The 15,030-nt window shown below is 44.3% G+C and carries 11 protein-coding genes and 1 tRNA gene; 1 reads left to right on the top strand and 11 read right to left on the bottom strand.

What is annotated here, in order from left to right:
* Positions 1–12: 12 nt before the first annotated feature.
* The 5 genes from gltB to PG418_RS03285 all read right to left on the bottom strand — a co-directional run bounded on the left by gltB (position 13) and on the right by PG418_RS03285 (position 9,334).
* Positions 13–4,548 carry a glutamate synthase large subunit gene (gene gltB, locus PG418_RS03305; protein ID WP_498837048.1) on the bottom strand — a complete coding sequence of 1,512 codons (4,536 nt, stop codon included), beginning with the start codon at positions 4,546–4,548 and terminating at the stop codon, positions 13–15.
* Positions 4,549–4,695: 147 nt separating this feature from the next.
* Positions 4,696–5,475 carry a CPBP family intramembrane glutamic endopeptidase gene (locus tag PG418_RS03300; protein WP_498837047.1) on the bottom strand — a complete coding sequence of 260 codons (780 nt, stop codon included), beginning with the start codon at positions 5,473–5,475 and terminating at the stop codon, positions 4,696–4,698.
* A gap of 19 nt (positions 5,476–5,494) precedes the next feature.
* The gene (locus tag PG418_RS03295; protein WP_055155608.1) at positions 5,495–6,640 is read right to left on the bottom strand and encodes an alanyl-tRNA editing protein; all 1,146 of its coding nucleotides are present in this window, start codon (positions 6,638–6,640) and stop codon (positions 5,495–5,497) included.
* A 51-nt stretch (positions 6,641–6,691) separates the two neighbouring features.
* Positions 6,692–8,458, bottom strand: a complete 1,767-nt coding sequence (gene argS / locus PG418_RS03290) for an arginine--tRNA ligase (RefSeq protein WP_055155681.1) — start codon at positions 8,456–8,458, stop codon at positions 6,692–6,694.
* Positions 8,459–8,710: 252 nt separating this feature from the next.
* Complete coding sequence (locus PG418_RS03285) at positions 8,711–9,334, bottom strand: hypothetical protein (protein ID WP_195412866.1); 624 nt, start codon at positions 9,332–9,334, stop codon at positions 8,711–8,713.
* A gap of 258 nt (positions 9,335–9,592) precedes the next feature.
* On the opposite strand from PG418_RS03285, the gene PG418_RS03280 reads away from it, so the two are divergent.
* Positions 9,593–9,664 (top strand) — tRNA-Arg (locus PG418_RS03280).
* A gap of 19 nt (positions 9,665–9,683) precedes the next feature.
* On the opposite strand, the gene PG418_RS03275 is transcribed toward PG418_RS03280, so the two are convergent.
* From PG418_RS03275 to PG418_RS03250, 6 genes are all read right to left on the bottom strand, one after another.
* A complete protein-coding gene (locus PG418_RS03275; protein WP_498837046.1) occupies positions 9,684–9,848 on the bottom strand; it encodes a hypothetical protein in 165 nt (54 codons plus the stop codon).
* 92 nt (positions 9,849–9,940) lie between these two features.
* Positions 9,941–11,683, bottom strand: coding sequence for an FtsX-like permease family protein (locus PG418_RS03270; protein ID WP_498837045.1), 1,743 nt, complete (start codon positions 11,681–11,683; stop codon positions 9,941–9,943).
* Positions 11,655–12,131: a hypothetical protein gene (locus PG418_RS03265; RefSeq protein ID WP_498837044.1), complete on the bottom strand. Its 477-nt coding sequence runs from the start codon at positions 12,129–12,131 to the stop codon at positions 11,655–11,657. The genes PG418_RS03270 and PG418_RS03265 overlap by 29 nt, the downstream gene beginning before the upstream one ends.
* Complete coding sequence (locus tag PG418_RS03260) at positions 12,128–12,793, bottom strand: ABC transporter ATP-binding protein (protein ID WP_117556084.1); 666 nt, start codon at positions 12,791–12,793, stop codon at positions 12,128–12,130. Before PG418_RS03260 ends, PG418_RS03265 begins: the two co-directional genes overlap by 4 nt.
* Positions 12,794–12,862: 69 nt before the next feature.
* Positions 12,863–14,023 (bottom strand): sensor histidine kinase, encoded by a 1,161-nt coding sequence (locus PG418_RS03255; RefSeq protein WP_498837043.1) that lies wholly within the window; start codon positions 14,021–14,023, stop codon positions 12,863–12,865.
* Positions 14,010–14,723: a response regulator transcription factor gene (locus PG418_RS03250; RefSeq protein ID WP_498837042.1), complete on the bottom strand. Its 714-nt coding sequence runs from the start codon at positions 14,721–14,723 to the stop codon at positions 14,010–14,012. Before PG418_RS03250 ends, PG418_RS03255 begins: the two co-directional genes overlap by 14 nt.
* Positions 14,724–15,030 lie beyond the last annotated feature (307 nt).

The following is a 15,030-nucleotide window of genomic DNA, read 5'->3' as shown; positions in this document are numbered from 1 at the left end:
GTTTTTGGCCTCCTATCTTCCTTCTTTGATCGCATAAAATGCTTCGGTTTTTGCCTGTTCGCTGCTGAGACCTTTTTCTTCCAGCTGAAGGATGCGGGTCAGCATTCTCTCGTAATCACGCGGAATGATCTTCTTAAACTTCGGCAGGTATTCTTTGAAATGATCCAGGATTTCTTTTCCCGTCTCGGAATTGGTTGCTGCTACATGTTCTTCGATCATACCTTTCAATTCAGATACATCGAACTTAGATGTTACTTTTTCGATATTAACCATCTGTTTGTTGACTTTTGTATAAAGATCACTGTCCATATCCAGAACGTAGGCAACACCGCCACTCATACCTGCTGCAAAGTTCTTTCCGGTCTTGCCAAGAATTGCAACCCGTCCACCAGTCATATATTCGCATCCATGATCACCGACCCCTTCTACAACTGCTGTTGCTCCGGAGTTACGGACACAGAAACGTTCGCCTGCCACACCATTGATATAGGCTTTTCCGCTTGTTGCACCATAAAGCGCTACGTTACCAATAATAATATTTTCATCAGCTTTAAATTTCACACCAGTCGGCGGATAAACGATCAGTTTACCACCGGAAAGTCCTTTTCCAAAATAATCATTGCTGTCACCGGTCAGTTCCAGTGTCAGACCTTTTGGTATAAATGCTCCGAATGACTGTCCGCCTGCGCCCTTACATTTCAGCACATAGCTGTCTTCTTCCAGTCCGTCCGGATAACGTCTTGTAATCTCAGAACCGAAGATTGTGCCGAATGTACGGTCTGTATTTTTTACATCCAGCTCCAAGATTCTCTTCTGTTTCTTTTCCAGTGACGGAAGAAGTTCCTTTACTAGAACTCTTTCATCCAGTGTTTTATTTAGTTCAAAATCAAAGACTTTCTTCGGATTGAAGATCATGCCTTTCTTCTCTTTTGCATACGGATTATTGAGGATTCTGGAAAGATCCAGTGTTGCGGCACGTTTGGATGTCGGCACATCTCTCACTTTCAGAAGGTCTGTCCTTCCCACCAGTTCATCCACAGTACGAATGCCAAGTTTTGCCATATATTCTCTTAATTCTTCCGCGATAAAACGCATGAAGTTGATGACATATTCTGGTTTTCCGGCAAATCTCTTTCTCAGTTCCGGATTCTGGGTTGCAATTCCGACCGGACAGGTATCTAGGTTACATACACGCATCATTACGCACCCCATGGTTACAAGCGGTGCCGTCGCAAATCCAAATTCCTCTGCACCGAGAAGTGCTGCGATCGCCACATCACGACCGCTCATCAGCTTACCGTCTGTCTCGATACGGACTCTTTCTCTCAGTCCGTTCTGGATCAGTGTCTGATGTGTTTCAGAAAGTCCAAGCTCCCACGGAAGTCCGGTATTATGGATAGAACTTCTCGGTGCAGCTCCTGTACCTCCGTCATAACCGGAGATCAGAACCAGTCCGGCTCCTGCTTTTGCAACACCCGCTGCAACCGTTCCGACACCGGCTTCAGATACCAGTTTGACAGAAATTCTTGCATCCTTGTTTGCATTTTTGCAGTCATAGATCAGCTGTGCCAGATCTTCGATCGAGTAAATATCGTGATGCGGCGGCGGTGAGATCAGTCCCACACCCGGCGTAGAATGTCTGGTTTTTGCTACCCAAGGGTAAACCTTTCCCCCCGGCAGATGACCACCTTCTCCAGGTTTTGCTCCCTGTGCCATCTTGATCTGGATCTCTTTTGCACTGACAAGATATCTGCTTGTAACGCCAAAACGTCCACTGGCAACCTGTTTGATCGCAGAGCCTCTGTCGGTTCCAAGGCGCTCGATATCCTCTCCGCCTTCACCTGAGTTTGACTTACCGTGCAGTGCATTCATTGCAAGGGCAAGGGTTTCGTGTGCTTCCTTTGAAATTGATCCGTAAGACATTGCACCGGTCTTAAATCTGGTCACGATCGAATCCACACTCTCTACTTCTGAAAGCGGAACTCCTTTCTTTGGATAATTGAAGTCCATCTGTCCACGGAGCGTGATTCCTTTGGATTCTTCATCAACCATCTGCGTGTACTGCTTGAACATTTCATAATCCCCGCGTCTTGTGGACTGCTGGAGCATATGGATCGTTCTCGGGTTGTACAGATGCTTTTCACCACCGCTCTTCGACTTGTGCTGTCCCACACTGTTCAACGTCAGATCTACGGAAAGTCCCAGCGGATCAAAGGCCTCGGAATGCCTTGCCATATAATCTTTTGCAATTTCTTCCAGTCCGATACCACCGACACGGCTGACAGTTCCGGTGAAATATTTTTCAATGAATTCCGGTTTTAATCCAATCGCTTCAAAGATCATGGATCCCTGATAAGACTGGATCGTGGAAATTCCCATCTTCGATGCAATTTTGACAATTCCGCTTATAACAGCTTCATTATAGTCATTGACTGCTGCATAATAATCTTTCTGAAGCATATCTGTATCGATCAGCTGTTTGATCGATTCATGTGCAAGATACGGGTTGATCGCAGATGCACCATATCCCAAAAGCGTTGCGAAATGATGTACTTCTCTTGGTTCTCCGGTCTCAAGGATCATGGCAACCTCTGTTCTTCTCTTAGTTCTTACCAGATGCTGATGAACCGCTGATGTTGCAAGCAGGGACGGGATCGCAATATGATATTCATCCACACCTCTGTCACTTAAGATCAGGATATTCATGCCTTCACGGATTGCACGGTCTACCTGGATAAACAGATAATCGATCGCTTTTTCCAGGCTGGAGTTTTTATAATAAGTAGTAGAAATTTCTGCCACACGGAAACCGTCGACTTTCATGTTACGGATCTTCAGGAGATCGGTATCTGTCAGGATCGGATCATTGATCTTCAGTACATGACAATTTTCCTCTTTCTGTTCCAAAAGGTTTCCTTCTTCTCCGACATATACCGTTGTCGAAGTCACGATTTTTTCACGGATCGCGTCGATCGGCGGGTTCGTTACCTGTGCAAATAACTGTTTAAAATATCCAAACAAAGACTGATGCTGCTCAGAAAGAACGGCAAGTGGTGCATCGATACCCATGGCTCCGATTCCTTCGCTTCCATTCATTGCCATATTTAAAATAGAAGTCTTCACTTCTTCGTAAGAATATCCAAATGCTTTCTGCAGTCTCTGGCATTCTTCTCTAGAATACTGCGGTACTTTCTGATTCGGGATCTTTAAATCGCTTAAATTGACCAACTGACTGTTCAACCATTCGCCATAAGGCTGTCTTGCCGCATATTCTTCTTTCAGTTCCTGGTCGTCGATGACACGCCTCTGAACAGTATCAACAAGAAGCATCTTACCTGGATGGATTCTTTCTTTGACTACGATCTTCTCCGGCGGGATATCCAGAACACCAACCTCAGAAGAAAGGATCAGTGTGTCATCATCTGTGATGTAATATCTGGAAGGTCTGAGTCCATTTCGGTCAAGTACGGCTCCTAAAATATCTCCATCTGAGAACAGGATGGATGCCGGTCCGTCCCATGGCTCCATCATCGTTGCGTAATACTGATAGAAATCCTTGATTTTCTGTGACATCGTTGCATTCTGTGCCCATGGCTCCGGGATGGTGATCATAACTGCCAACGGAAGCGGCATGCCACTCATCACCATGAATTCCAGCGTGTTATCCAGCATGGCAGAATCGGAACCTGCGGTATTGATTGCCGGAAGGACTTTATAAAGCTCTCCTTCCAGATGCTCGGATTCCATGTTTTCCTCTCTGGCCCGCATCTTATCTGCATTGCCACGAATGGTATTGATCTCTCCGTTATGTACGATGAAACGGTTCGGATGTGCTCTTTCCCAGCTTGGATTAGTGTTTGTACTGAATCTGGAATGTACAACTGCAATTGCAGATTCATAATCCGGGTTCTGCAGATCTTCAAAGAACATCCGGAGCTGTTTTACAAGGAACATTCCTTTGTACACGATGGTTCTGCTTGACAGGGATGCTACATAGGTATCATCACTGCTCTGTTCAAAGACTCTTCTTACCACATAAAGTCTGCGGTCAAAATCCAGTCCTTGTTTTACTTTTTTCGGTCGTTCGATAAATCCCTGCATAATGCACGGCATGCATTCGAGTGCTTTCTTTCCAAGGATCTCTTTACGGATCGGCACTTCCCTCCATCCAAGGAATTTCAGTCCTTCTTTTTCGACAATAACTTCGAAAATATTTTTTGCCTGATTCCTTTTCAGTTCGTCCTGTGGGAAGAAAAACATTCCCACACCGTAATCTCTCTCAGAACCTAAAAAGATGCCGAGGGGACGACAGACATTTGTAAAGAACTTGTGCGAAATCTGTAACAGTATTCCTACACCGTCTCCTGTCTTCCCTTCGGCATCCTTGCCAGCTCTATGTTCAAGATTTTCTACGATTTTCAGCGCATTTGCGACTGTATCATGACTCTTTTGCCCTTTGATGTTCACAACAGCTCCGATACCGCAGTTGTCATGCTCAAAATCAGGGCTGTATAAGCCTTGTTCTGTATTTTGTTGTATTACACTCATATAACCTGCCCTTTCTGTAAAACGGTTTTGTTGTTGCTTTTATGATTTAACACTATACAGCATTTGTCTGCAAAAGTAAACCCCTAATTTTACAGAAATTGTCAGATATTATTTATTTTGTAAACTTTTTCAGTATTTTTCAGTTAATTATCGTATTTCTTGTCTTATATTTTTTATTTTTACATAAATTATAACAGTAATCAACGTAGCCAGTACAGTAATTCCAACTGCTTTTCCCTCTGTTCCCAGAATCCATTCAAAGCCCCCATACCACGAAAGCAATAATGACGTAATATTCACAACAATATGGAACAGAATCGGAGCTGCAATATTCCGGAATTTCTCATAAATGCAGGCAAGCAGAAGTCCGAGTTCCATTGCATAAAGTCCCTGTGGCAGATTTCCATGACCGACACCGAACAAAATGGATACAAACACACCTGCCTGCACAGCGGTAAGGCTCTCGCGCATCCGCCGGTAGATCATCCCGCGGTAAACAAGCTCTTCTGCGACCGGAGCCAGAATCCCGGCTCCCGCCAGCTGAAGCCAACGCGGTGCACTGTAAATGATCTGCTCTGTGCTCTGATAAACCTGGCTGATCCTCTGCATATTCATCAGCATGACGATATCATTCATCGCCACACACGCAGTCACTGCACCGACGATCATAACAAGCCACATTCCATATCGGGAAGCCGCTTTATATTTCCACCAGGATTCCTGCTGCTTTTCATAGCGTCCCTGATCTTTCCGGTAGATCCACGCAATCATTGGGATCGTGATGATCGAAGAGACTGCCCCAATTCCCATATTGCTGCGCAGACCGCAGGAAAGTGCAAATGTCGCTACTGCGATCTCCACACCCCATTTGATCAGAACCGCACTGAACAAATACCAGATAATTCTCCCTGTTTTCCTGTCTCGCATTCTTCATCTCCGCCTTCTCTTACTCAAAAACTTTTCGGATTGCCTCTTCACTTCCATTTACAGAACCCTGTACCATGACCGGTTTTCCACCGCCTCTTCCGTCAAACTGTTCTTTGAGGATCTTGCTGTACGGGCGCACATCCTCTGTCTCACTGCCGATCACATAACGGTATCCACTCTCTTCGTTTCCTGCAAATACCGCACATACTTCTGTTCCTTTTTTCAGTACAAGGTTCATAAGCTCACGTGGTTCATTCCCACTTAATTTGCTATCAAAAATACAGACCTTTTTCTGTCCCTCCGGAATTTTTTCTGCCTGTGCTTCAAGAATCTGATATCTTGTCTCTGCAAGTTCACTCTTCAGCTGTGTACATTCCTCTTTTACGCGTTCAACTGCTTCAGCAATCAATTCTTCCTTCGCTGAAAGGCTTCCCATGATCGCCTTCACACTTTCTTCTTTCTGCTGATAATCCTTCAGTGCCCTTCTTCCGCACAGCATAGTGATCCGGATACCGCCTTTATAATTCTGACTCTGCACCAGTTTGATAAGACCGATCTCTCCGGTAAAATACACATGCGGTGCACAACAGGCACACACGTCATATCCCGGTATCGTCACGATACGCACCTGTCCGTCAATCTCTATCTTACTGCGGTAATCCAACGTCTTCAATTTTTCTTTGGACGGATAACTTATCTGAACCGGTACATTTGCAAATACCGCTTCATTTGCCGCATTTTCCACCTCGCGAAGCTCCTCCTTCGTGAGCGGACCACTTAAGTCCAGAGTGCACAGCTCATCATTCAAATGGAATCCCACATTATCATATCCAAAACGTGCATGAACGATTCCCGATACGATATGTTCTCCGCTGTGCTGCTGCATCCGTGAAAAACGTTTGTCCCAGTCGATCTGACCGGTCACGGTCTTTCCTTCTTCCAGTTCTCCTTCCAGATAGTGAAAGATCTGTTCTCCTTTTTCCTGTACATCATATACTCTGATCCCGTCAATCACTCCGGTATCTGCTGCCTGACCGCCGCCTTCTGGAAAAAAGGCAGTTCTTGAAAGAACTGCCTCATATCCGTTATCACACGGGCGGCAGGACACAACCTCCGCAGTAAATTCCTGCATGTGACTGTCTGTGTAAAACAATTTCTCTGTCATATGTCCTCGCCTCTTTATCGTATTGTCATTACTTCTGATGCTTCTGCCTTTTTACATTCTTTCCGGTGCTTCAAATCCAAGCAGATCGATGCAGGTTGTCAAAATGTCTCTTGTCAGTGTAAGAAGGGCAATGTAGCTCTTCTGCTTCTGTTCATCCTCTTCTGCCAGGATCTTTGTCTCATGGTAGAAACGGTTAAATGCATTTGCAAGATCATAAATATATGCGCAGATCTTGTGTGGTGCAAGTTCTTCGTATACATTCTCCATCACACTGCCAAACTTCGCAGCTTCCAGCATCAGAGCCTTTTCGCTCTCACTTGTAGCCGAAAGGATCTTGATATCGTCCATACTCTTTCCTGATTCTTTGTACTTGTTCAGGATTGATTTGATACGAACGATGGTGTACAGGATGTACGGACCTGTATTTCCTTCAAAAGAAGTGAATCTGTCTACATCGAATACATAGTCTTTTGCTGCCTGGTTGGAGAGGTCTCCGTATTTGATCGCAGCCATTCCGACCATCTTCGCTGTTGCTTTTGCCTCTTCTTCCGATACGGTACGGTTCTCTGTGATCTTTTCATACATCTTTTCTGTGATCTCGCGGATCAGGTTCTCAAGACGCATAACGCCGCCTTCTCTGGTCTTGAACGGTTTTCCGTCTTTTCCGTTCATCGTACCAAATCCAAGGAAAGTAAGTTTTGTATCCTCTTTTACAATGCCGGTCTTCTTCGCGCAGCGGAATACCTGTACAAAATGCAGTTCCTGACGTTTGTCAACTACATAGATGACTTCGTTCGGCTGGAACAGTTCTTCACGCTCTACCAGTGTCGCAAGGTCTGTGGTATCATAAAGTGCTGCACCGTCGGACTTCAGGATCATACACGGTGGGATCTCTTTGGTATCGGTCTCTTCTTTGACATCTACCACGAGTGCTCCATTATCAATATGCGCATAGCCTTCCTTCTTCAGTCTTTCCACCATATCCGGGATGTATTTCTGTGCGTCAGATTCCCCTTTCCAGAGGTCAAATTCAACATTCAGGTTCGCATAGTTTTTCTTCAAGTCTGTCACAGACACATTCATAATGTGATCCCAGATTGCACGGTAACCGCGCTTTCCGCTCTGCAGCTGGAAGGTCGCATCCAGTGCTTCTTCTCTGTAATCATCATGCTCTTTTGCATAAGCGGACGCTGCCGGATAAATTTCCTCCAGGTCACTGATGGTAAATGGTGCTTCTTTTGGATATTCTCCGGTGAAATTATCATCAAAATACGGAAGATCCGGCTGGCGTTTCTTCAGTTCTGTGATAATCAGTCCCATCTGATATCCCCAGTCTCCAAGGTGGATATCACCAACCACTTTATTGCCCATAAAACGGGTGATTCTCTTTACGCTTTCTCCGATGATCGCGGAGCGGAGATGCCCAACGTGAAGCGGTTTTGCCACATTCGGTCCGCCGTAATCAATGACGATTGTCTTTGGATTTTCTACTTCTTCCGCGCCGAGCTTTTCGTCTGCTTCCATCTGGTTCAGATAATCTGCGACTGCTGCCGGGTTGGTCTTCAGGTTGATGAAACCTGGCTTAACTGCTTCTGCTCCGCTGATATATCCGTTCTCCGGAATCTTTGCCACAACTTCTTCTGCGATCATGATCGGTGCTTTGTGGTACTTTTTTGCACCTGCCATCGCACCATTGCACTGATATTCACATAAATCCGGGCGGTTGGAAAGTGTAACACGCGCCAGTTCTTTCTCGTATCCGGCATCTGCAAATGCCTGTTCCATTTCTTCTGTAATCAGATCCAGGATCTTCTTCATAGTATCGATCGTTCCTCTCTTTTTCATCATAAACGTTAGCGCAGACTCTTTGCCTGCGCCGCTTTATTTATTATATCTGAATCCTTATGTAAGCGCAATAGAAAATCGCAATCCGGAGACTGGATGTTGCCTGAAATTCTGCATTCTTTATGAATTTTTAGCAAGACAGCATCCACTTCTGCTGACGCACAACATTTTTTCATAGACTTTACCGCTTTTTTCAGACGTTACTGGCTCGCTGTATTTACAGTGTTACTGATCCACTGCATTTTTCAGATCTTCCACCGCCTGTGCGAGCATTGCATCTGAACCAAGTGCCTGTTCATAATCCGCTTCTACCTGTGCAAACAGCTCCTGCACATCTGTCTGTGCGGAAACTTCTTCAATTATCGTCTGAATCTGCTCGTCAGAGATCTCTGCCTGAATATCGAATTTTCCATCTTTGTCCTTGACCGCATATAAGGTTTCAAGTCCCGGTACTTCAGTGTAAATTCCACGGATCTTCATATTGTACCGTACATACAGGATCCTGCTGCCTTTTGCTTTGCCGTCTTTCGTGTAAATCGCAATCCCATCGTATGCTTCGGCATAGGCTTCTTTTCCGGAAAGTTCCTGATAGTATGCTTCTACTGCACCCGCAAGCTCTTCGTCCCGGTTCTCCAGAAGTGGATTGGTTTCCATCGCTGCGTACCCGGTATTTACTTTTGGCTCTTCTGTAACAACTGCACTTACTTCTTTTACCTCATCTTTTTTCTCTTTCGTAAGAAAAACGGTGACTCCCGCCGTCATAAAGCAGACCAGCAGATACACAAGACCAGTGTAGAAAATCTGCTTCTTTTGGCCTGTAAGGACGGGCATCCTTTTTTCTTCCGACATGGCATTTCCTCCTTTGCCACCTATCATACGCAATGCCCGCTTTTGCGTCAATAGCGAAGGAAGACTTGTTTTGACTGGTTTTGTCGAAGCGATTATTTATTCTTTTTCTGCATTAAAATTGCTTTATGCTGATGCCCACTCTGTGTATCAAATCACTTTCAAATGGTATTTCGGCTGCTATTTTGTTCATCCCGTTTTACTTGTCCTGTTCGAAATTTCTTCTTGATTTTTTTCTGGGCAAGTGCTATATTAGTAAATGTCCTTGTAGCTCAGTGGATAGAGCACCGCCCTCCGGAGGCGGGTGCGTCAGTTCGATTCTGATCAGGGACGTGAAAAGACTGTGAAGCTTTTATGGCTTGACAGTCTTTTTTATTGCCACTAATCCAATTCCCACCTGAATCCGTTCTTTTGCTTCTATACGCTTTGCCTGAATCAGCAGAACACCAATAATGAGCAACACGATTCCAACCGGATTGGAAATACACTTAAATCCCCATTCCGATAAATCCGTCATTATTCTCCGGTGCAAACCATTTGAACGGCATTAGAATAACGCTGATTATGCAGCAATATAGGATATAGGTTTTCTTCATCTTGAAGCCTCCTCTATATCAGTCGGCAAGCACCCCATAACGTAAGAACTCCAATCACTCCTGCGCATCCCGTCATCCAAAGAACTTCTATCCGATGCATTTTCTTCAGGAACTTTTCTTCCATTCCAAGCGACTGTAAGATTTCCCCTTCTCTTTTTTCTTCCTGCTTCTCCGCAAGAAACATCTGATACAAAACTATGGAAATCAGAATCATGTAAAACACTGCAAAAATGCTGTACATTCCTATAAAGGAATATAATTCCTGACGTATTTTCTTATACTCTTCATGGTTATTCTGCACATTTACAGCTGTTCCCTGTTTTAAAATACTTAGAATATGCCCTTCCGTATCATACGCATCCGCATCATCCGATACCAGAATTTTTACAATCTGATCATATTCCATAATTCTGTTTTTCCCAAATTTCTTCCAGAAATTCTTTCCAACAATCATCGATATACCAGATCCACCTATCTGTGGATTCCGCACATCTTCTTCCTTCATGCCACGTAAAATCGCTGTTACTGGAATCGGATTTTCGTTTCTACTTCCATTCTCATTCAATGTATAAACCGGAAGTTCATCACCAACCTGTACCGTATCTTCTGATATTCCTTGTCCGTCCGGGCTGAATGCGCTCAGATATTTTCCGTCATATTCCTGCAACTCTGTAAGATCCAGAATGCAAAAATCTCCCTGTTCAAATTCTTCTTTTGTCAGGCTGCCTTCATCCAGATTTCTCAGAAAACGCTGTATATCCTGCCATCTGTCTATTGTAAGCAAAGACAATCTTACTTTCTCAATAGATATCTTTTCCTTTATTGATGTCTCATTCAGATATGCCACCAATGTTTCGACTACTTTCTGAAAATACTCGCTTTCAGCATATTCTGACAGATCAATCCAGAACTCCTCTTTTTCATTGTTATGATATTGTTCTACAGAAGTTACTCCGGCAACCTGTTCCAGTTTATCAACTGTCTGCCTGGAAATTCCCGGAGAATTCGTAATCTCCATTGTACTCAAATAGTATCCATTTCCTGTCAGCCTTTGATATACTTTCAGTTCTTCCTGTCTGGTTGATATTTCCATCTTTCCAAATCCCACGATCAGCAAAGCACTTGCCAGAAGAACAATTTCTACACTCTTACGCACACGATGCATCTGCCATTTATGAAGTAAAACTCTTCCTGGCGTGAACCGGACGATCTTCCTGTACTTTCCCCTTCTTTTCTGAACTTTCTTCTTTTTTTCTTTCAGAAGTATGCGAAGCTGTACTGCACTGAGTCCATAACTTGCAGCAATACATAAGATACTGAAGCCAGTTCCAAAAAGGACTCCTTCCCATGCAATCGCCTGTGGTAATGTCTGCTCGGTTATCTTTTCAAAAGCAGGGATAACCAGCTGGTAAATCCCAATCCCTGCAAGATTTCCAACAAAAACAGCTCCTGCACCAAACAGAACTGCTTCCCAGAAAATAATCTGGTACATCTGCCCTCTTCTCATTCCAAGTGCATCCAGGAACCTCCAGAACTGTTCTCTTGAGATAATCGAACGCGATACCGTAAGAAACAGGATACAGATCGACGCACCACCAATCAGCAAACGGATATTTTCCAGAAAATCCATATACGGAAGACTTACATCAGAAAGTTTGTCCTGTTCCATATTGTCATCCATGCCGCAGGTAAATTCTTCGCTGTCTTTCAGATCTTTATAAACACTTTCACTGCCTTCTTTCGCTTTTACAAGCATATGCATATCCAAGTGAGCGAAGTGTACTGTATTCCATTACGATCTCATGCTCATTTTCCGGCAGGCGTCCTTCTTTCATTTCCAGTCTGCCAAGCTTCCACGCCGTCTCGTCCATTGTCCCGATATTCATCTGACGGTTTTCCAGATAATCTCCGGCGATCGCCCCATAGATACTTATTTTCCCGGTCTGTGCAAGAAATGGATTCTCTTCTGCTACTTTTACCGAGCTTTCATCCATATCCAAAAATACCTGTTCCCACTCCCCATATACTGCTTTACGATTCTCGATATATGCGGCTTTCAGTCCTTCCGACATCTGGAAGCCAATCTGGACCAGTGTGCAGGTAAGAAGCAGGACGAAGACAATAAGGATGCTGTATTTCTTCTGGCTGCGGATTCTTTTTATACTGAGTTCCCGTTCAATTCCATGTTTTTTCTCTCTTTTCATCGCAATGCACCATCTTCCATATACACAATCCTGTCCGCATAATTGGCACTGTCCATATCATGTGTCACCATGACAATTGTCTGACGGTAAAGTTCTCTGGATGCGCAGATCAGCTTCATGATCTCCTGTCCGGTCTGGTAGTCCAGATTCCCGGTCGGTTCATCCGCAAGGATCACTCCCGGCTTTGCCGCCATTGCACGGGCAATTGCCACTCTCTGCTGTTCTCCACCGGATAACTGATCGGGGTAATCTCCGTTCCTGTCCCATAATCCGACCTTTTCAAGAAGCTGTCGGATATAAGCTTTATCCGGTACCGTATGCGCGATATAAAGCGGCATGCATACATTATCCCAGATCGTATACTCCGGCAGTAACTGATACTGTTGGAAAATAAACCCGATTTTCTTCTGCCGGATCTTGCAGATCTTCTTTTGGGAAAGCCCGTTAATCTGTATTCCATTCAGGAAGACTGCTCCGGTATCTGGCTTTTCCAGTGTTCCTGCAATCTTAAGAAAAGTAGATTTCCCGGATCCGCTTCGTCCCATCACTGCCACAAATTCACCGCTTTTCACTTCAAAAGAAAACTCCTTTAATGCTGTGATTTTCTTTTCACCAAGGGTATAGCTTTTGCTTACCTTGTCCAGTCTGATTACGGTTTTCATCTTCTGCCACCTCCTTCATTTGTTAGTCTTACTATATCAGATCAGTCTTTCGATTCACTTACCCTAATCTTACGAAATCGTAAGATTTATTTCTTCCTGTGCATGATCTTTTGCGATCATCTTCGGCAGTATAAACTGGAAGGTTGTCGCCCCCTCCAAGCCGCTTCGATCCACAACCTTCAGTGTTCCCTGATGGAGCGTGACAATTTCCCTTGCCAGATGCAGACCAATTCCGATTCCACTTCCCTGTTCCATCTGGTAGAAACGGTCAAAAATCAGCTCTCTTTTCTCTTCTTCAATCCGTTTTCCCCGATTGGTGATATACAGCTTATAATAGTCCGTATCTTCTTTCAGCAGAATCTGAATCAGGCTTCCTGTATCTGCATATTCTACGGCATTTTTCAGTACATTTTCCATTGCCTCTTTCAGCCAGAATCCGTCGCAGGAAAGCAGGCATTCTTTTGGAACATCCATTTCAAATCCAACTCCTTTTTCTTCCGCTAAAGGCTGTGTTCTGTCTATACATTCTTCGATCAGTCCGGTCAGATTTTCTTTTTTCCGCTTCATCCAGATTTTCCCGGAATCAATCTGCGCAAGCCTAAGAAGCACGATCGTCATATCGGACATCCATTGCACCTTTTTCACACAGTCTTCCAGCTTCTGATACCGTTTTTCATCCTCTTCTGTCACAAGAAGCACCTCCAGATTCAGAAGTGTTCCCGCAATCGGTGTTTTTAGCTGATGGGAAATATTTTCCATGTAAGTTCCCATTTTCTGCCGGTCACGATGCAGAAATTCTTTTTCTTCCGCCAGCTTTGCTTCCAGTTCCCTGTCTTTTTCTGCCAATTGATTATCCAGTGCTTTTTTCCGTCTTTTCTCCATGTGCAGTTCTGTCAGCAGACCAACAATGCAGATGATGCCGATCGCAGCCACAAACACACCTATTCCGTAACTTCGGATTCTCTTTTCCAGCCAGATTTTTCCTGTCTCTTCATACCCTTCCTCTTTCAATGCCTCGCAGCCCTTCTGATATGCTTCTTCATCCGGTTCTGTAAAGGCAGAAACCGTTCTGTCTTTTTCTGTCTGTCCGATCCAGGAAACAACCTGTCTTTCATAATTTTCTGCAAGAATATTCTGGTATCCATAAAAAGCCAGCAATATCAAAAGAAAAATCAGAGTCCATTTTCCCGGTATTCTCCATTTCTCCGTCTTTCTCTCAGATCTCATCATACACATCCTCAGCTTTCAGCGTCCATGCATAACCGACTCCACGCTTTGTCTCAATCGGATCCTGCTCATTTTCTGCAGTCAGCTTCTTTCTCAGCCGGTTCATATGTACAGACAAGGTATTGTCATCGATATAATTTTCATTGAAATCCCAGATAGTGTCCAACAGGAACTCCCTCGCAACAAGATTCGGTGCGTTTGCAAGAAGGCTGCACAGAATCTGATATTCGGTCCTTGTAAGATCGATTCGGACACCATCCTTCTGCAAAATCTGCTTCTGCAAATCCAGTTCATATTCTCCGCTTTTGATTCCTTTTTTCACTTTCTTGCCGTTTTGCATACCGGTACGTCGCAGCAAAGCCTTGATTCTCGCAACAAATTCAAATGTGCGGAAAGGCTTGATCACATAGTCATTTGCTCCCGCTTCAAATCCTTCTACGATAAATTCTTCACTGTCATAGGCTGATAAGAAAAGAATGGGATTGTCTGTATATCTGCGGATCTCCCTGCAGAGCATGATTCCGTTCCCGTCTGGCAGCTTCATATCCAGTACATACAGCATATATTCTTCTCCTCGAATCCTTACGAGTGCTTCGCTACAAGACTTCGCTGCAACCGCATTCCATCCCTTTAGTTCCAGGATGTCTACGATTCCCTGTCTTACCAGGTCGTCATCTTCAATTACTAAAATTTCTGTGTTCATGCTCGGAATTCCTTTCTTTATTTCTATTGTATGATTACGTAAGCTGACTCCTACTTGATTCGTATACTTTGTACACCATCTCGCTTAACAGCCAGGTGATGTACATTCGCAAAATACAGATTCTTGTGCAAGCACAAATCTGCACTTGGCTCATCGTATACACAAAAAGGTGCCGCAAACCTGCGACACCTCTTTAAGTCTTCTTCAAATGATTATCCAGCAGGCGTGCGCTTCTCCTGCATCTCTCAGGTTTCCCCTGTCTATACCATCGGCGTGTGGATCGCACGAAATCTTCCACCTTAGATAA

This window comes from Bariatricus sp. TF06-38A, assembly GCF_027690675.1.
In the GTDB taxonomy this organism is placed as follows: Bacteria; Bacillota; Clostridia; order Lachnospirales; family Lachnospiraceae; genus Allocoprococcus; species Allocoprococcus comes.
The sequence above is the reverse complement of the archived record's forward strand: the minus strand, read 5'-3'. Positions and strand labels throughout refer to the sequence as shown.